General features: G+C 68.8%; 21 protein-coding genes and 1 pseudogene. 4 read left to right on the forward strand and 18 right to left on the reverse strand.

Annotated elements, in window-relative coordinates; translation table 11 throughout:
• Positions 1–93: 93 nt before the first annotated feature.
• From hemC to ACFV9T_RS34030, 3 genes are all read right to left on the reverse strand, one after another.
• The gene (hemC, locus tag ACFV9T_RS34020; protein WP_385446369.1) at positions 94–1029 is read right to left on the reverse strand and encodes a hydroxymethylbilane synthase; all 936 of its coding nucleotides are present in this window, start codon (positions 1027–1029) and stop codon (positions 94–96) included.
• Between the two features lie 155 nt (positions 1030–1184).
• The gene (locus ACFV9T_RS34025; protein WP_385446370.1) at positions 1185–1604 is read right to left on the reverse strand and encodes an arsenate reductase ArsC; all 420 of its coding nucleotides are present in this window, start codon (positions 1602–1604) and stop codon (positions 1185–1187) included.
• Positions 1605–1636: 32 nt separating this feature from the next.
• Positions 1637–2272 (reverse strand): arsenate reductase ArsC, encoded by a 636-nt coding sequence (locus ACFV9T_RS34030; protein WP_385446371.1) that lies wholly within the window; start codon positions 2270–2272, stop codon positions 1637–1639.
• A 107-nt stretch (positions 2273–2379) separates the two neighbouring features.
• On the opposite strand from ACFV9T_RS34030, the gene ACFV9T_RS34035 reads away from it, so the two are divergent.
• The 3 genes and pseudogenes from ACFV9T_RS34035 (at position 2380) to ACFV9T_RS34045 (ending at position 5099) form a co-directional block, all read left to right on the forward strand.
• Positions 2380–2694 carry an ArsR/SmtB family transcription factor gene (locus tag ACFV9T_RS34035; protein ID WP_385446372.1) on the forward strand — a complete coding sequence of 105 codons (315 nt, stop codon included), beginning with the start codon at positions 2380–2382 and terminating at the stop codon, positions 2692–2694.
• The gene (arsB, locus tag ACFV9T_RS34040; protein WP_385446373.1) at positions 2691–3791 is read left to right on the forward strand and encodes an ACR3 family arsenite efflux transporter; all 1101 of its coding nucleotides are present in this window, start codon (positions 2691–2693) and stop codon (positions 3789–3791) included. Before ACFV9T_RS34035 ends, arsB begins: the two co-directional genes overlap by 4 nt.
• An 83-nt stretch (positions 3792–3874) precedes the next feature.
• Positions 3875–5099: pseudogene (locus tag ACFV9T_RS34045) on the forward strand (IS30 family transposase).
• A 76-nt stretch (positions 5100–5175) separates the two neighbouring features.
• Here the strand turns inward: ACFV9T_RS34045 and ACFV9T_RS34050 are convergent.
• From ACFV9T_RS34050 to ACFV9T_RS34065, 4 genes are all read right to left on the reverse strand, one after another.
• Entirely contained in the window at positions 5176–5916 is a 741-nt protein-coding gene (locus ACFV9T_RS34050; protein ID WP_385446374.1) for a TIGR02391 family protein, read from the reverse strand.
• Positions 5917–5995: 79 nt separating this feature from the next.
• The gene (locus ACFV9T_RS34055) at positions 5996–6511 is read right to left on the reverse strand and encodes a GNAT family N-acetyltransferase (protein WP_385446375.1); all 516 of its coding nucleotides are present in this window, start codon (positions 6509–6511) and stop codon (positions 5996–5998) included.
• A 28-nt stretch (positions 6512–6539) separates the two neighbouring features.
• On the reverse strand, positions 6540–6905 hold the full coding sequence (locus ACFV9T_RS34060) for an ArsR/SmtB family transcription factor (RefSeq protein WP_385446376.1): 366 nt from the start codon (positions 6903–6905) through the stop codon (positions 6540–6542).
• A gap of 49 nt (positions 6906–6954) precedes the next feature.
• Positions 6955–8010: a flavin-containing monooxygenase gene (locus ACFV9T_RS34065; RefSeq protein ID WP_385446377.1), complete on the reverse strand. Its 1056-nt coding sequence runs from the start codon at positions 8008–8010 to the stop codon at positions 6955–6957.
• Between the two features lie 107 nt (positions 8011–8117).
• Between ACFV9T_RS34065 and ACFV9T_RS34070 the strand changes: the two genes are divergently transcribed.
• Positions 8118–9467 carry an NAD(P)-binding domain-containing protein gene (locus tag ACFV9T_RS34070; protein WP_385446378.1) on the forward strand — a complete coding sequence of 450 codons (1350 nt, stop codon included), beginning with the start codon at positions 8118–8120 and terminating at the stop codon, positions 9465–9467.
• A gap of 353 nt (positions 9468–9820) precedes the next feature.
• Here ACFV9T_RS34070 and ACFV9T_RS34075 read toward each other — a convergent pair whose 3' ends face one another.
• The 11 genes from ACFV9T_RS34075 to ACFV9T_RS34125 all read right to left on the reverse strand — a co-directional run bounded on the left by ACFV9T_RS34075 (position 9821) and on the right by ACFV9T_RS34125 (position 16215).
• A complete protein-coding gene (locus tag ACFV9T_RS34075) occupies positions 9821–10990 on the reverse strand; it encodes a tyrosine-type recombinase/integrase (protein WP_385446379.1) in 1170 nt (389 codons plus the stop codon).
• Positions 10990–11202 (reverse strand): excisionase family DNA-binding protein, encoded by a 213-nt coding sequence (locus ACFV9T_RS34080; protein ID WP_359376827.1) that lies wholly within the window; start codon positions 11200–11202, stop codon positions 10990–10992. Before ACFV9T_RS34080 ends, ACFV9T_RS34075 begins: the two co-directional genes overlap by 1 nt.
• Positions 11195–12490, reverse strand: coding sequence for a replication initiator (locus ACFV9T_RS34085; protein WP_385446435.1), 1296 nt, complete (start codon positions 12488–12490; stop codon positions 11195–11197). Before ACFV9T_RS34085 ends, ACFV9T_RS34080 begins: the two co-directional genes overlap by 8 nt.
• A gap of 152 nt (positions 12491–12642) precedes the next feature.
• On the reverse strand, positions 12643–12939 hold the full coding sequence (locus ACFV9T_RS34090; RefSeq protein ID WP_385446380.1) for a hypothetical protein: 297 nt from the start codon (positions 12937–12939) through the stop codon (positions 12643–12645).
• Between the two features lie 24 nt (positions 12940–12963).
• A complete protein-coding gene (locus ACFV9T_RS34095; RefSeq protein ID WP_385446381.1) occupies positions 12964–13158 on the reverse strand; it encodes a hypothetical protein in 195 nt (64 codons plus the stop codon).
• A gap of 13 nt (positions 13159–13171) precedes the next feature.
• Positions 13172–13363 (reverse strand): mobile element transfer protein, encoded by a 192-nt coding sequence (locus ACFV9T_RS34100; protein WP_063729874.1) that lies wholly within the window; start codon positions 13361–13363, stop codon positions 13172–13174.
• On the reverse strand, positions 13363–13548 hold the full coding sequence (locus tag ACFV9T_RS34105; RefSeq protein ID WP_385446382.1) for a hypothetical protein: 186 nt from the start codon (positions 13546–13548) through the stop codon (positions 13363–13365). Before ACFV9T_RS34105 ends, ACFV9T_RS34100 begins: the two co-directional genes overlap by 1 nt.
• 17 nt (positions 13549–13565) lie before the next feature.
• The gene (locus tag ACFV9T_RS34110; RefSeq protein WP_385446383.1) at positions 13566–14168 is read right to left on the reverse strand and encodes a DUF2637 domain-containing protein; all 603 of its coding nucleotides are present in this window, start codon (positions 14166–14168) and stop codon (positions 13566–13568) included.
• A gap of 23 nt (positions 14169–14191) precedes the next feature.
• Complete coding sequence (locus tag ACFV9T_RS34115; protein WP_385446384.1) at positions 14192–14401, reverse strand: hypothetical protein; 210 nt, start codon at positions 14399–14401, stop codon at positions 14192–14194.
• Positions 14402–14482: 81 nt separating this feature from the next.
• The gene (locus ACFV9T_RS34120) at positions 14483–15859 is read right to left on the reverse strand and encodes an FtsK/SpoIIIE domain-containing protein (protein WP_385446385.1); all 1377 of its coding nucleotides are present in this window, start codon (positions 15857–15859) and stop codon (positions 14483–14485) included.
• A complete protein-coding gene (locus ACFV9T_RS34125; RefSeq protein ID WP_385446386.1) occupies positions 15859–16215 on the reverse strand; it encodes a hypothetical protein in 357 nt (118 codons plus the stop codon). The genes ACFV9T_RS34120 and ACFV9T_RS34125 overlap by 1 nt, the downstream gene beginning before the upstream one ends.
• Between the last annotated feature and the right edge of the window lie 122 nt (positions 16216–16337).

Consider the following 16337-nt stretch of genomic DNA (forward strand, 5'->3'; position numbering starts at 1 on the left):
GAGACAACACGACACGCCATCACTGCCGCACGAGAAACGGACTATGCCTGACCAGCAGAAACGCAGCAGTCACGCTCGGAAAGACAACGGCTTCTAAACCGCAGCCCCGGCCCGTATTTCGCCGAGGATAGAACGCGCGCCCTGGCCGATCAGCTCTCCGGCCAGGGCCTCACCGAGCTTTTCCGGCTCGCTGAACGGCCCGGAAAGCGAGCCGGAAATCTGACGGGTTCCGTCGAGCGATGTCACCTGCGCATAAAGCGAAAGTGATCCATCCGAGCGGACCTCCGCATACGCGCCCACGGGCACGCTGCATCCGCCATGCAATTCGGCAAGCAGTGCGCGCTCGGCCCGGACCTGAGCGTCAACCGCGAGATCCCCCGACGTGGACAGGATCTCCTGAATCGCTGTGCTGCCCTCTCGTAGCTGAACACCAAGAGCCCCTTGCCCGGGCGACGGCGGAAACAGATCGATGGGAAGAATCTCACCGATAGCGTCATCCAACCCGAGACGACGAAGTCCCGCGACCGCCAGAACCACGGCGTCAAGCCCCATGGTCTCAATCTTCTTCAGCCGCGGCGGAACATTACCCCGAATCGGCACGACCTCAATATCAGGTCGCACCGCCAGCAGCTGGGCGATACGCCGCGGAGCCCCCGTCCCCACCCGCGCCCCCTTGGGCAGCCCGGCCAGCGTGGACCCACACAGGGCATCCCGCGCGTCCTCCCGGCCGGGTGGAGGCACCAGAACAAGGCCCGGCGGATTCGCCGTAGGCAAATCCTTCAGGGAATGGATGACCACATCCACATCCCCACGAGCCAACGCGGCTTCCTGCTCGCTACTGAACGCACTGCCGCCGCTCACAGCCGAGACATCAGAAAGCAGCGACTTCCTGTCCCTGTCGCCACCTTCGAGAATCACTCGGTGAGTAAAGGTGATACTTGGGAATCGTTGGCGCAGGGGGGCAAGATATTCCCGCACCTGAGCCTTGGCCAGATTACTTGCGCGTGAGCCTACGAAGTACGTATCCACAGCGATCAACTCCCGACAGGCGATAGACCGTCACGGCATCGTACTCGCCATTGATACGCCACTATGCCGACCATTCGTCGGGATAACGAGCCTTGATGCCTTGTCGCAAACCTATGCCCAGACCGGGGTGATCCCGCGAAGCGTCGAGGAATAGGTCAGTTCTCCTGTTCAGCGTTGATCTCAGCGATCAACGCCTCGATGCGGGTCTTGATCTGGTCGCGGATGGGGCGGACGGACTCCACGCCCTTGCCTGCCGGATCTTCCAGGGCCCAGTCGAGGTACTTCTTGCCGGGGAAGATCGGGCAGGCGTCGCCGCAGCCCATGGTGATGACGTAGTCGGACGCCTGGACGGCCTCGGTGGTCAGCACCTTCGGTGTCTGGTCGGAGATGTCGATGCCGACTTCCTTCATCGCTTCGATCGCGGCCGGGTTGACCTGGTCGGCCGGGATGGAACCGGCGGAGCGGACCTCGACGCGCTCGCCCGCAAGGTGAGTGAGGAATCCGGCTGCCATCTGCGAGCGTCCGGCGTTGTGGACGCAGACGAACAGCACGGACGCGGCAGGAGTGGTGGACATCAGTTCATCCTTCGCAGGTTGGCGAGCGGGGTTCAGGCGCCCGGGAGGGTGGCGAGCAGGTCGGTGATGTGGGCGTCGATCTCGTCGCGGATGGCCCGGACGGCGGCGATCGGGGCGCCGTCGGGGTCGGCGACGGGCCAGTCCAGGTAGCGGCGGCCGGGTACGACCGGGCAGGCGTCGCCGCAGCCCATGGTGACCACGATGTCGGCGGCCTGGACCACCTCGTCGGTCAGCGGCTTGGGGAAGGCGTCCTCCAGGGCGACGCCCGCCTCGTGCAGCACCTGTGCCACTTCCGGTTCGACCTCGGCGGCCGGATCGGTGCCGGCGGAGGAGACGGTCACGCGTCCGCCCGCCCGGAGCTTCAGCAGGGCGGCGGCCATCTGGGAGCGTCCGGCGTTGTGGCTGCACACGAACAGCACCCTGGGCAGTCCCGTGCCCGCCTTCGCCTGGGTGTGGGCGAGCGCGTCCAGCCGCTCGGCCGCCAGGCGCTCGGCCAGGACGACCAGGTGGGTGCGGACCCGGGCGGTGGCGGCGAGCTGAGTGTAGGAGTCAGCGAGCAGGTGGCGCACGGTCTCGGCGGAGAAGTGTCCGGCGTGCCGTGCGGCCAGGCGGGCCGCTCCGGCGGCAAGGCGCTCGTCGGGCAGGACAGGGGGTGGTGATGCGGTCACGAGAACCCTCCCAGGGGGCTCCGCACGGTGCGGGTGGCGGATGCGTCCCGGTGGCGGCCAGGAACCGGGGCTGGCATCAGCCTCGACTGATGTGACAGTATCAGCCCATGCTGACGTCAGTCGATACTGATCTGATCCGGGTGCTGGCCGACCCGATCAGGATGAAGATCGTGAACCTGCTCGCCCACGAGACCTTGTGCACCACGCACCTGGTCGAGGAGACCGGCGCGCGCCAGACCAACCTCTCCAACCACCTGCGGGTGCTGCGCGAGGCCGGACTGGTCGAGACCGAGCCATGCGGACGGTTCACGTACTACCGCCTCAAGGCTGACGTCCTCGCCACCGTGGCCGGGCAGTTCACCGAACTGGCCGAGACCGCCCGCGCCACCGCCGCCGCCGACACCAAGAGGGCCTGCCCGTGAGCACCACCGAAGAGACCACCAGCCCACCCGCACAAGACACCGCCGCCGGTGTCGTCGGCAAACTCTCCACCCTCGACCGCTTCCTGGCCGTGTGGATCCTGGTCGCCATGGGCCTCGGCCTGGGCCTGGGACGGGCGATCCCCGGCCTGAACGACGCCCTGTCCAAGGTCGAGATCGGCGGCATCTCCCTGCCGATCGCCATCGGCCTGCTGATCATGATGTACCCGGTCCTGGCCAAGGTCCGCTACGACAAACTCGACGCCGTCACCGGCGACAAGAAGCTGATGATCTCCTCGCTGGTCATCAACTGGATCCTCGGCCCGGCCGTGATGTTCGCCCTCGCGTGGATCTTCCTGCCCGACCTGCCCGAATACCGCACCGGCCTGATCATCGTCGGGCTCGCCCGCTGCATCGCCATGGTCATCATCTGGAACGACCTGGCCTGCGGCGACCGCGAAGCCGCCGCCGTCCTGGTGGCCCTGAACTCGGTCTTCCAGGTGATCGCCTTCGGCCTGCTGGGCTGGTTCTACCTCGACATCCTCCCCGGCTGGCTGAACCTGGGCGACGGCCAGCACCTCGACATCTCCATGTGGAAGATCGCGCTGAACGTCGTCATCTTCCTGGGCATCCCGCTCCTCGCCGGGTTCCTGACCCGCCGCATCGGGGAGAAGAAGCTGGGCCGCGAGCAGTACGAGAGCAACTTCCTGCCCAAGATCGGCCCGTTCGCCCTCTACGGCCTGCTGTTCACGATCGTCATCCTCTTCGCCCTCCAGGGGAAGACGATCACCTCGCAGCCGCTGGACGTCGCCCGGATCGCGCTGCCGCTGCTGGTGTACTTCGCGGTGATGTGGTTCGGCACCTTCGCGCTCGGCAAGGCCATCGGCCTGGCCTACGACCGCACCGCCACCCTTGCCTTCACGGCTGCCGGCAATAACTTCGAGCTGGCCATCGCGGTCGCCATCGCCACCTTCGGCGTCACCTCCGGCCAGGCCCTGTCCGGCGTCGTCGGCCCCCTCATCGAGGTCCCGGTGCTGGTGGCGCTGGTGTACGTCTCACTCGCCTGGCGACGGAAGTTCAGCACGCCCGTCGCGCCCTGATCAGGGATCATCAGCGCTTACGGCCCGTTGCCGACTTCCTTCGGTTCTAGTGGTCGTCGCAACACCCCAGTTCAGGGGATGCGATGGACTTCGAGGTTCGGAAGGTGCGGAGCCCTCAGGGCCGCAAGAAGCTCTCTGCTGAGCGAGCTGCATACTTCCAGCTCGTGAAGCAGGGGTTCAGCAACAACGAGGCATGCCGGATCGTCGGGATCAACCCCAAGACCGGCAGACGCTGGCGTAACGGACGCAGACCGTCCGGCCGGAACAAGGCGGTACCACCGGTACGTCCGGTGGCACCGCCTTCGGCGTCGTCGCGGTACCTGTGCGAGGACGACCGGATCTATATCGCCGATCGCCTGCGGGAGAAAGCTTCCATCCGTGCGATAGCCGCCGAGCTGGGCCGCAGCCCCTCCACGATCAGCCGGGAGGTCTGCCGCAACCGCACGGTCGATCCCCGTGGCCAGTGGCACTACCGGCCATACGCCGCCCAGGTCCGTGCCGAGTCTCGCCGCCCCCGGCCCAAGCCGGGGAAGATCAGCCAGAACCTCGAACTGCGCGCCTTCATCCAGGACCGTCTGGACCTACGGTGGAGCCCGGAGCAGATCTGCCAGGCTCTGCGCGCCCACTTTCCCGACCGGCCGGAGATGCACGTGGTCCACGAGACCGTCTACCAGGCCCTCTACATCCAGGGCCGCGGCGAACTGCGCCGCGACCTCACCAAAGCACTGCGCACCGGCCGCGCCCGGCGCAAGCCCCGCCGCCAGGCCCAGCAGCGCACACCCCGCTTCCGCGACCCCATGGTCATGATCAGCGAGCGTCCCGCCGAAGCCGAGGACCGGGCAGTGCCCGGCCACTGGGAAGGCGACCTCATCATCGGCAAGGACGGAGCCTCCGCCATCGGCACCCTCGTGGAGCGCTCCACCCGCTACGTGCTCCTGGTACATCTGCCGAACGGCCGGGCCACCGAAGTTGGTCCGTGACGCCCTGGTCGCCACCGTCCAGACGTTGCCGGCGCATCTGAAACGGTCCCTGACCTGGGACCAGGGCAGCGAGATGGGGCGCCACCGCGAGTTCACCATCGCCACCGACATCCCGGTCTACTTCTGCGACCCGGCCAGCCCCTGGCAGCGCGGCTCGAACGAGAACACCAACGGCCTGCTGCGGCAGTACTTCCCCAAGGGCACCGACCTGTCCGCCCACACCCACGAACACCTCGACGCCGTAGCCGCCGAACTCAACGGCCGTCCACGCAAAACGCTCGGCTGGGAAACACCAGCCGAGCGCCTGCATAAACTACTCGCGGCCTGATCAACACGACCACGTGCTGCGACGACCCCTAGAAACTGCCTTCTGGGGCAGCGGGCCTTTGGTGTGCCGCCCTGGCTCACGGCTCCACCGTGGCGGAGTCCACCCAGCGGGCCAGGACGCTGAAGGCCGCCAACTGCTCCAGCGCCTGATGTTCCGGCAGCTCGGGAAGGCCATCCTCGTGGCTGTTGGGATTGCGGATTCCCGCGTAACACCCCTCGGCGAAGGACATAGCTCCGCGGTGAAGGCTGCTGAAGGTATCGCTGCCGTCGTTGGCCATGATCCGCAACCGGGGCTGGCCAGGCTTGGGCGGGTCCTGAGAGAAGATGCTCTTGAAGAGATTGATCTCGCTCACATTGCGGCGTCCGACCTTGTTCTGAGTCTCGGCGTTGACCTTCTTGGAAGCCGCGGTGACCGCCTCGCGGAAGTGTCCGCTCTGCCACAACGACCGCGCTCCATCCCACACCCACGGATGCATCGTGGCGGCGCTGATCTGGGGCGCATTGTCACCGAGACGCTCCCTGATCTCCGCGTCACGCAAAAGGACGACGTCCGCGCGCTGGACTGCCTCGCGGTGCTGGCACCATCGGTTGACGCGCTTGTTGCGCTCGCTGGGGACTTCAGTCCGCCATCGTGGCAGCACGCGGTCCAGGATCTGCTCCACGACCTGTGCGCTGGCGATGATCTCGTCCTGCGTGCCGCGATTCGCACGGCTGCTGCTCAAGATGGTGGTCCCGGGCGGATCGGGCGGCCGATACAGCTCCGTCAATTTCAGGAAGCGCGCGAACTGGTCGCGGGCCCAGTCGATATCGATGCTCATCCGAGCATCATTCACGCCGTCACCGACACCACGCTGCCCCTCGGCGCCGCAAACCATGACGGGGTACAGCGGGTAGGCGTCAGACGATGGCCGGGCTGCGTCGTTCGATGAGCAGCACGTCGCGCCAGATGCCGTGGTGACGGCCGATGCGCTCCCGGGTGCCGATGACCCGGAACCCGGCGCGCCGGTGCACGGCGAGGCTGGCGGTGTTCTCGGGGAAGATGCCGGACTGAATGGTCCAGATCCCGGCCGCCTCGGTGGAGTTGATAAGTGCCTTGAGCAGCGCGGAGGCGATGCCGCGGCCTCGGACGTCGGGGTGGACGTACACCGAGTGCTCGACCACCCCGGCGTAGGCGCAGCGGCTGGAGACCTTGGTGGCCGCGATCCAGCCGAGGACGGTTCCGCTCGCGTCGAGGGCGGCGAAGCGGTGGTCGGGAAGCTTGGCCGCGTCGAAGGCGTCCCAGGCGGGCGCGGTGGTCTCGAAGGTGGCGTTGCCTTCGTCGATGCCCGCCTGGTAGATCGCCAGGACCTGGTCCGCGTGGTCGGCGGTGAGTGGCACGACGACCGCGCTCGACGAGCCGGGGTGGGTGGTCACGATGCTGAGCCCCCGGAGCAGAAGGTGGTCAAGCGGAGGGGGCGATCGTGAGGAGCTGGCCCAACGCGGCCAGTACCGACGGCGCGACCCGGTAGTACACCCAGGTGCCGCGCCGCTCGGAGGTCAGCAGCCCGGCCTCCTTCAGCTTCTTCAGGTGGTGGGAGACCGTGGGCTGGGATACGCCGACATCGGAGATATCGCACACGCACGCCTCCCCGCCCTCGTGGGACGCGACCGCCGAGAACAGCCGCAGCCGTACCGGGTCGCCCAGCGCCTTGAACATCCTGGCGGCCGTCTCAGCCTCCTCGGCGGTGTAGGCGCGCTCGGTCATCGGCGGGCAGCACGGCGCCACCGGCTCATCCCCCAGCAGCGGCAGCACCTTGGTGTTCGACATGCGTCTATGTTGACACATGTCGAACCAAGCAAGGAGGGCCTTGTCCGGCTCAGCTGCGGGCCAGGTAGGCGGCCAGGCGGCGGGCGGCCCGTGCGGCGTCCTTGCCGACACCGCGCAGCGAGTTGGACGACAGGCTGCGCTGCCACTCCAGCCCGACGAACGCCAGCCCGCGGTGAGTGAGGGAGGTCCCGTCGCGGTGGCGCGGGTGCCCGGCGCTGTCGAGCGCGCCGAGGTTGTGCAGGTAGGGAAGGTCGGGGCGGTAGCCGGTGGCCAGCACAATGGCGTCTACCTCCTCCTTGCTGCCGTCCGACCAGGTCACCTCACCGCCCTCAATGGAGGTGAACAGTTCGCGGCGGTCCGGGGCGGCGCTGGTGAGTGCGGCGCGGTAGCGGCCGTCGTCGATGACCAACTGCGTTGGCGGTGTGCGCAGGAAGCGGCCGACCGGGGCGGCATCGAGGCCGGTGAACCTGAGCCAGAAGTGCAGGTCCCGGCCGAGGATGTGTTGGCGGGCGAACTTCACCGGGCCGCGACTGGCGAGCGTCACCCGAGCGACGACGGCCAGTTCGGCGGCAATCTGCACTGCGGAGTTTCCCGCCCCCACCACCACGATCCGCTGCCCCGCGAACGCCGCGGGCGAGCGGTATTCGGCGGCGTGCAGCACCTCGCCGGTGAAGCGCTCCAGCCCCGGCAGGACCGGCCGATGAGGTCGGCCGAAGGTGCCGGATGCGGCGACCACGGCGCGCGCTGCCACCTGGCCTCCACCCGTCAGGCTCACGACGAACCTGTCCGACTCGGCACGCACGTCGCCGACGCGGGTGCCGGTGCGGATGTCGGCATCCAGGCGAGCGGCGTAGGAGACAAGGTAGGCGGCGACTTCATCCCGATGCGGGTAGCGGTCGGGGGCTCCGCTGAACGGCACCCCGGGAAGGGAGCTGTACCGGGCGGGCGAGAACAGGGTGAGGCTGTCGTAGTAGCGCGGCCACGACCCGGCAGCCCGGCCCGACGCCTCCAGCACCAACGGCCTCAGCCCATGCCGGACCAGCGCGTCCGCTGCGGCCAGCCCGGACTGACCGCCCCCGATCACCGCCACGTCAACGTGTTCCATGAACAACCCCCTGCTTCGATGAATGTCTATGTTGACGCTTATCGATACAGGTGTCATGCTGGCCAGCGCAAGTCATCGACGAATGTCGAAACAATGAGGAGACGAGCGTGAACGCGTCCACTACCGAGCTGCCCGTCGTCGTGATCGGGGCCGGCCCCATCGGTCTGGCAGCTGCCGCCCACCTGATCGAGCGCGGCATCGAACCGCTGGTCCTAGAGGCCGGTGAAGCCGCTGGCTCCGCGGTGCGCGAGTGGTCGCACGTGCGGCTGTTCTCCCCCTGGGGCGAGGTCACCGACCCGGCCGCCGAGAAGCTGCTCGCCCCCACCGGCTGGGTCAGGCCGGACGCCGCCACGTACCCGAGCGGTGGAGACTGGGCCGAGCAGTACCTCCAGCCGCTCGCCGAAGCCCTGGGCGACCGGGTCCGCCTGGGCGCCACGGTCAACGGCGTCTCCCGCACCGGCCGCGACCGCATCGTTGACGCCGACCGCGAGTCCCAGCCCTTCGTCGTGCACTACACCGCCGACGGCGGCGAGCAGCGCGTGTTCGCCCGCGCGGTCATCGACGCCTCCGGCACCTGGGCCACGCCGAGCCCGGCCGGTGGAAGCGGCCTGCCGGCCCTCGGTGAGCGGGCGGCGGCCGACCGCGTCACCTACCGTGTGCCGGACCTCAAGGATCCCGCCGTCCGGGCCCGGTACGCGGGCAAGCGCACCGCCGTCATCGGCTCCGGCGCCTCGGCCTTCACTGCACTCGCCACGCTCGCCGATCTCGCCAAGGACAAGCCGGGCACCCACGCGGTGTGGATCCTGCGCCGGGGCATCAGCGGCTCCACGTTCGGCGGTGGCGAGGCCGACCAACTCCCCGCCCGCGGCGCCCTCGGACTCGCCGCGAAGGCCGCCGTCGACAACGGCCTCGCGGACGCGATCACCGGCTTCCGCACCGAGACCATCGAGCGCGACGACGCCCGTCTGATCCTGATCGGCGAGGACGGACGACGGCTCGAGCCGGTGGACGAGGTGGTCGTGCTGACCGGCTTCCGCCCCGACCTGTCCTTCCTCTCCGAGATCCGCCTCGGCCTCGACGAACGTCTCCAGGCCCCGGTCGAGCTCGCTCCGCTGATCGACCCCAACCAGCACTCCTGCGGCACCGTCTATCCGCACGGGGTAAACGAGCTCTCCCACCCGGAGAAGGACATCTACCTGGTCGGCATGAAGTCCTACGGCCGTGCCCCGACCTTCCTCGCAATGACCGGTTACGAACAGGTCCGCTCCATCGCCGCCGCTCTGGCAGGAGACCGCGAGGCCGCCGAGCGCGTGGAGCTCACGCTGCCGGAGACCGGTGTCTGCGGCGGCGCCGGGTTGTTCGATGAACCCGCCGATGCCGAGGCCAACGGCGGCGGCTGCTGCGCTGCCCCCGCCACTCTCCAGATCGGCGCCACTCCTCAGGCTGGTTGCTGCTGAGAGACGGACCAGTGGCTGTGACCGGCTCCTCTACGGACCGGTCGCGGCTGCAATCCGGTGATGGGGGCCACGACACGTCGCCTGACGCTTTCCCCCACCAGCGCCCGACACCCGGCGGCCGGGGCACGCGTGCCCTTTCCGTGCCCTTCAGGAGAGCCAATGGGGGGCAACAGCGGTCTCATGAAGCCACACCGACAGCGCCTCACAGGGCATATCTGCGCAGGTCAGATACCACAAGCCGCTCCCAGCACCCGGTGATTCCCAAGCTCAGAGCGCGAGTTCGATTCTCGTCACCCGCTCCACGACGAAGGCCCAGGTCACAGACCCGGGCCTTGTTTGTTGTCTAGACCTCTCTAAGCGTCTTGCACCAGATCCGCACCAGAAGCCCCCGCGCCGCCCTGCTGAGCGCCCTTGTGCCGGTCGGCCCGGACCCGGGCATCGATCCCGGCGGCCACCTCCTTCTGCCGCTCCAGCGGCGAGTGCTGGTAGATCAACGCGGCCCGCTCGGACGACTGTCCTGCGCGCACCATCGTGTCCTTGAGCGTCGCGCCGGACTGGGTCGAGAGGGTGTGCCCGGTGTGACGAAGATCGTAGAAGCGGAAGTCCTCCGGCAGCCCAGCCTTCGCCCGAGCCTTCCGCCACTTCCGCCCGAACGTCGACCGCCGGAACGGGGCGCCCTTCTCGCCGACGAAGAGCAGCCCGTTCGGCTCCTTCTCCGCGAACCACTTCACGTGCCGCTCCAGGTCCTTCCGCATGAAGCCGGGCAGCACGATGAACCGCTTTCCCGCCTCCGACTTCGTATCGCCCACCACCCGGCGGCCGGTCGTCAGCTCTGGCGCCGCCCGACGAACCCACACACCGACCGTTTCGAGGTCCACGTCCGGTCGGCGCATCTCCGCTTGCTCTTCGGGGCGAGCGGGACCGTACGCCGCGATGTAGACCATCAACCGCCACCGAGGCCCCATGGCGTCGGCCAGCGCATCCACCTGCTCCACGGTGGCAATCGGACGCTCGCCAGCCGACTCCTTCCCCGCTCCACGAATCCGGCAGGGGTTCCGCCGGATCAGCTCATCCTCAACAGCCGTTTCCAGGATGGCTTTCAGCAGCCGGTACGACTTCGCAACGGTGGTCTCCCCAACCGTATCCAGCCGCTCAGCCCGCCAGGTACGTATGCGCGGAGGTGTGATCTCGTCCAGGTCCCAGGCGCGGAACGTCGGCAAGATGTGCAGCCGCAGGAGCCGCCGGTACAACTCGTCGGTAGTGGCGGAAAGCCCGCGCTCCTTAACCCACCGCACGGCGTACACCTCGAAGTTGACGGCCCCCGCGTCCGGGTCCTGCCAGTCCCCACGCGTCAGGTCCGCTTCGACCTGGGACAGCCACACCTCAGCGTCCTTCTTGGTCGCGAAAGTCTCAGGCGCGCGATGCTCCTGCCCATCCGGCGCCAGGTAGCCCGCAGTCCAACGGCCCGACCGGTACTGGCGGACCGAGCCGAAGCGGCGGCGATTGCCCTTCTTGTTCCCCATCAGGCAGCCCGCCGGAGGTGACGGCGCCGGGGCTGCACCGGCCGCACGGTGTTGGCGTCGATGTACTCCTGAATGACGCTCTCCGGGATGCGCACGTGGCGGCCCACCTTGACGTACTTGATGCGCCGCTCGGCGATCAGCCGCCGGGGGAAGCGGTCCGTGGTGCCCAGCAGCTCGGCCACCTGGGCGACGCTGAGGTACCGGTCACGCATGGGTGGGTTCTCCTTCCGTTCCGGGAGCGGGGGTGATGGTGGCGGTGAGCCATTCCTCGGCGGGGGTGAGGCCGGTTCCGGCGTAGGCCCAGTGGGCGAGGACGAGCGTGGTCTCGTCCTGCTCCAACTCGGCGGCCGCAGCCTGAGCACGTCGCCATGCGGCGCGGGCGTCGCGGAGGGCGCCGAGGGTGGTGGAGTAGCGGCGGGATTTGGTGGAGAAGTGGCCCCGGAAGCCGAGCATGTGAGCCCAGGCACGGAGCCGGAGGTGTTCCAGGTCCTTCCGCGCCCCGAGGGCCCAGGCCGTGCGGATCAACCGCCGGGCGTGCTCGGTGATGTCGAGCTGAGCGACTTCGGCGATCAGCCGTATCGGCCGGTCCAATGCACCGGTCGCCGTCTCAGCGCCCTTGGTGGCGTACTTGGCGATGTACGCGGCCACGGCCCGGTCGGTCAGCTCCTGCTGGCCGTTGAAGTCGGCGCCCCGGATGGGCCGCACGTCGAGTTCGCTGCCGAAGGCGAAGGTGTGGGCCCGTCCGTCGATGACCGGCCCGGCAACCTGCGCCTTGGGCGTAGTCGCCTGGATGGCGTCGGTCAGCAGCTCGACCGTGGCCCAGGCCGGAGGCGGGGTGTCGCCACCGCCGGGACCGTCGATGCGGATCACGGCATGGAAGTGGACGGCGCCACGCTTCTGGTACTCGGCGACCTTGGCGAAGGACAGCCGAGCGTGGTCGCGGAGGGTTCGCTGACTGAGTCCGGCCCGCTTGGCGACCTCCCGCCGCAGGTAGATCGAGAAGCGCCGCCAGAGCATGCCCGCGTGGGCGTTCCAGAGCACCGCGGATTCGTAGGCGTACCTGCGCGGGGCGAGCGGAGTGCCAAGGGCATCGTCGTCCTGGTCGTGGCGGACGCCGCACCGGCACCGACGGACCGTGCCAGCCGGACCGGTAAGCCGGTTGTGGACGGGGCCGAAGCTGGGCGCGGTGAAGGTGGCGAAGACGCGGGGGTGTGTGGCGACGTCTTCAGGGGTGCCTTTGCCGCCGCGTAGTCCGGCGGTGATCAGGTGGAAGGTGTCGCGGCGGTAGGTCTCGGCGCAGGCCGCACAGCGGGTGGTGCGGCGGTTGTTGCAGCGGACCAGCAGATGCCCGGCGGGCAGTTCGGTGGAGTCCAGGTGACGGAGGACGCGGCCGATCTCGCCAGTGTCGCGGTTGACGTGGTGTTCGGTGAGGTGGCCGTCGAGGCGGATCGGGGTGGTGCAGCCGCCGAGGCCGGAGAGCTGACGGAGCAGTGCGGGCATGGTGCCCAGCGCCGCCAGGTTGCCGAGTTGGGGCAGCGGCGGCGGGGTGGTGCGGGTGATGATGGGTGTCACCTCTTTCGAGGGGTCGGGCTGCCGGGGCGGCGGATGCTTGGCGGTATCGAGGCCGCCCCGGCAGTCGTGTTCGTTGTGGGTCAGCGGTGGCGCTGGCTGGTGAGCAGCGAGCGCATGACGACAGCGGCCACGGCGACGGATATGGCCGTGACGACGACGGCCGCCAGGAGCGCGGTCACGACGACGCCGACCGCGAGCACGACACCGACCGTCCGGGCACTGGGCCCGAGCCACGACGTCTGCCGAGCAGGCCCAGCCGCAGGAACGTGCTGGCAGGAGCAGGCCGGAGCGTGGCTGTACTGGACCGCCGGAGCGGCCGGAGCGGGCGTGTAGACGGTCGTCGGGGTGGGGGCTTCGGGGTACTTCGGTCGGAACACAGCGATCTCCTCTTACCTACTCGTCTAGTCGTGTTCGGGGTTGACTGTGTCGACGCCGGAGCGCGTACCGGACTCCACGAAGGGCGCGAGGCCGGTGTGGGCGAGCCAGAAGCCGAACAGCGCGATGACGACGGCAACCCACATGCGGACGCCCAGGAACTTGATTACGAACCAGGCGATGACGCCGAGGACGAAGACCAGGGGCAGGCTGACGGTCACGGGCGATCTCCTTTCAGCGAACGGGGCAACGGTGCGTACGGGCGGCCAGTTCGGCGGCGGCGCGGGTGTCGTAGTCGGCGGAGAAGTCGCAGCGCGGTGCGGTGCACACGGCGGTGTGCTTCTCACGGCCCCGCTGGTCGTTGGCGGTGCCAACGCGGACCGGGCCGATGCGGATGACGCTGCGGAAGCGGCGAGGCGCGGGCATCAGCCGTTCTCCCCTCGGCTGGTGAAGTCATCGGCGTGGTCGGCCAGCCACTGCCTGATCTCGGCACGTTCTTCGATGTCGGCGGCGAGGATGACGGGCTCGGCGATGCTTACGGCTTCTATGAACTGGTCTTGGCGGGTGAGCACGGCGGCGAGTTCGAGGGCGTGGAGAGTGGAGGGGCGCACGGGTGTCGTCTCCTTGATCACTTGAGGTGAGTGGCGATGGCGTCGGCCAGCGGCGCGGGGACGCCGAGGCGGGCGCGCAGGGTGTCGGTGTCGATGGGTGAGCCGGTACGGGTGCGGTGTTCGTCGGCGAGCTTGCGTGCGTGGGTGACGAGCGCGGCCGGAACGTGCGGCGCGGGAGGCTTCGGCTTCTCGGGCGCCGGTTCGACAGGTGGCTCCGATGTTTCCGGTTCGGCCGGAGTCGATGCGGTTTCGGCCACTGGAGTGGTGTGGGCGAGGAGCGTTCCGCCGAGGAAGGCGACCGCTGGCCATCCGGCGACGAGGATGCGCAGCCAGGCCGGTACGTCGGTCAGGTCGAGCAGCCCGGCGGTGGCGACGTTGGCCCCGAGCGACGCGGCCAGGGCGACGACGAACCAGCACCAGCCAGCCGCCTTGGACGAGCCCGACCGCAGCCGCTTCCAGGCCGCCACAAGCAGCAGGTCCACCGAGACCGGGTAGGCCCACGCCTTCCACCCATCCTGCCCGGCCGCCGAGGCCAGGTCATGCAGGTGGGCGAAGGACAGCGCGGCAGCGATGACGGCTTGCACCAGCACTGCGTCAACCCGCGCCAGGTGAGCGCGCATGGGCAGGGACTCCTTCCAGGGGGTCAGCCGCCCGCCGTGAGTTCGTCGGCACGTGCGCGAGCGGCAGCGGCGACCTCAGCGGCCTCGGTGTCATCGGGTTGAGCGGCGGCAATACGCTCCAACAGGTCGGCTTTGCGGCTCATCAGCTCCGCGTAGCCCTCGCCTCCGAGCGTGCGGAAGTCGGACAGGTCGGCGACGAGCGCGGAGACCTCGGAGATGGTGGGACGGGACACAGCGACTCCATTCGGTTTCAGGCATGGCAGGGGTAGGGACATGGCGCGATGAGGTCGCGCCGACCAGTGGGTGGGGGCGGGTTACTCGGTGACCGGCGACGGCTTGAGAAGCGACGTCGAAGCGCTCACCGGAACGGCCGGCGCGTCCGGCCGGAACGGTTCAAGCGCGGGCAACACCGGGACTAGGTGAGCCTGTTCGCGGCAGACAGCCGCAGCGTCACCCAGCGACATGTAAGGCGTACGGATACGGCTCCAGCCGCCGGAGGTGTCCCCGGCGACGGCCAGGCCAGGCCGTTCCGGTGCGATGGCACAGGCCGCGCCGACCGCTTCGGGGGCGATGTCGCCCAAGGCCATCTTGGCGGAGGCTTCATCGTTCACGCGGTGGCAGACCCGTCCGGTCAGCTGAGCCCGAAACATCGTCGCGCCCTTGCCCAGCTCGGCGCCGAAACGCTGTCCGCACACCTCCAGGTAGATGCCTGCCGCGCGGCCGAGTTGGGCGAGCCGGATGAGCTGGGTAACCATCTCGTCCCGCCGTTCCTCGTCCTTCCGCGTGGCGACGAGGAACAGTTCGGCCACCTCGTCCACGAGCAGCACCACCGGCACCGGCCGTTCCTCGTCCGGCAGTCCCCAGATGTCAGAGGTGATCCCTTCATCCGGCGTACTGGGGGCGATGCCCTGGCGGACCTTGATCAGGTCGTACCGTTCCTCCATCAGCCTGACGAGCACGGGCAACAGGTCAGCCGCCTGCAATGGATCGGTGGCCAGGGCCGACAGCCGGGGAGCGAACGGCGCCAGCTCCACGCCTTGCTTGCAGTCGATCCCGACAAGCGCGACCGGGTGCCGGGCCAGCCCGGCTATCAAGTGCCGCAGGAACATGGACTTCCCCGACAGCGTCGCGCCCAAGGTCAGCTGGTGCGGAACGGCCCGGTAGTCCCGTACGAACGGCGTCGCGTCCTCCCGCAGCGCCAACGGCACCTTGAGGAAGCCGCCCGCTGCCTTCCGGGGCATCCGTACCCTCCGCAGCACGTCGAAGCCGATCAACCGCAGCTCAACCACACCCGGCTTCACCACCTCCACGTACACGCCGTGAACGCCCCAGGCATGCCGCAACCGTTCGGCCGAGGCCGCCACGTCCGCAGGTTCCTGCCCCGGCGCCAACCGCAGCCGAACCCGCAGCCCAGTCGATGTCGGCCGGATCAGGCCCCGACGCGGCGGGACCGGCCGAACCTCCCGATGGGTGAGCGCCTGCGTCGCCCAGGCCCGCAGCCGGGACGGCGGGACCGTCAGCCCGCACGCATCCATCACGGACCCGTACGACCCCAGCAGCCGGGCCGTGGAGATGGGCAGCCCGACCGTGGACCAGTACGCGGCCGGGTGCCGGGCCCGGAGGTAGGCGGCCCCGCCGACCATTCCGGCGACCGGACCACCCACCTCCATCAACGTCATCACGTCGGACATCAGGCTCCGGCCCCCGCACCAACCGGCATGGCAGCCGGAGCGATGGCGTCAGCACGGAAGGCGATGCCGTGCCGCTGCTGCCCGTTGAACACCGTGTCCCACGGCCGGGCGATCAGCCCGAACAGTGTGACCGGCGAGCCGAGCGCCAGCCCTTCCGTCACGCCGCTTTCCGGCACGGTGACCTGGAGCAGGGAGGATTCCCCGCCGTCGATGTAGACGACACCCAAGCGCATCAGCGTCTCGCCGGTCTGCGCGTCCTTGGCGATCTCGCCACTCTGCCGGTCCCTGACCTTGGGCTCCGGTGCCTCAGTCAGCAGGACCGTGGCACCGGAGGTCTCGACACGGATGGAACGCAATTACTTCTCCTTCTCTCGCAACATTGCCCACCTAGTTGTCTAGATGAGTACCAGTGGTCGAACCCGATCGCGCCGGGAGCGATCACCACCATGCCACACCACTCAGCCACTCGTCTATACGA

Origin of the sequence: Streptomyces sp. NPDC059850, from assembly GCF_042731515.1 — a bacterium.
Classification (GTDB): domain Bacteria; phylum Actinomycetota; class Actinomycetes; order Streptomycetales; family Streptomycetaceae; genus Streptomyces.

Bases quoted from the DNA above. Each gene is read 5' to 3' on its own strand.
- ACFV9T_RS34025 (WP_385446370.1), bottom strand. From the start codon at position 1,604: ATGTCCACCACTCCTGCCGCGTCCGTGCTGTTCGTCTGCGTCCACAAC.
- ACFV9T_RS34035 (WP_385446372.1), top strand. From the start codon at position 2,380: ATGCTGACGTCAGTCGATACTGATCTGATCCGGGTGCTGGCCGACCCG.
- ACFV9T_RS34050 (WP_385446374.1), bottom strand. From the start codon at position 5,916: ATGAGCATCGATATCGACTGGGCCCGCGACCAGTTCGCGCGCTTCCTG.
- ACFV9T_RS34060 (WP_385446376.1), bottom strand. From the start codon at position 6,905: ATGTCGAACACCAAGGTGCTGCCGCTGCTGGGGGATGAGCCGGTGGCG.
- ACFV9T_RS34065 (WP_385446377.1), bottom strand. From the start codon at position 8,010: ATGGAACACGTTGACGTGGCGGTGATCGGGGGCGGTCAGTCCGGGCTG.
- ACFV9T_RS34075 (WP_385446379.1), bottom strand. From the start codon at position 10,990: ATGGGGAACAAGAAGGGCAATCGCCGCCGCTTCGGCTCGGTCCGCCAG.
- ACFV9T_RS34080 (WP_359376827.1), bottom strand. From the start codon at position 11,202: ATGCGTGACCGGTACCTCAGCGTCGCCCAGGTGGCCGAGCTGCTGGGC.
- ACFV9T_RS34085 (WP_385446435.1), bottom strand. From the start codon at position 12,490: ATGCCCGCACTGCTCCGTCAGCTCTCCGGCCTCGGCGGCTGCACCACC.
- ACFV9T_RS34100 (WP_063729874.1), bottom strand. From the start codon at position 13,363: ATGCCCGCGCCTCGCCGCTTCCGCAGCGTCATCCGCATCGGCCCGGTC.
- ACFV9T_RS34110 (WP_385446383.1), bottom strand. From the start codon at position 14,168: ATGCGCGCTCACCTGGCGCGGGTTGACGCAGTGCTGGTGCAAGCCGTC.
- ACFV9T_RS34120 (WP_385446385.1), bottom strand. From the start codon at position 15,859: ATGTCCGACGTGATGACGTTGATGGAGGTGGGTGGTCCGGTCGCCGGA.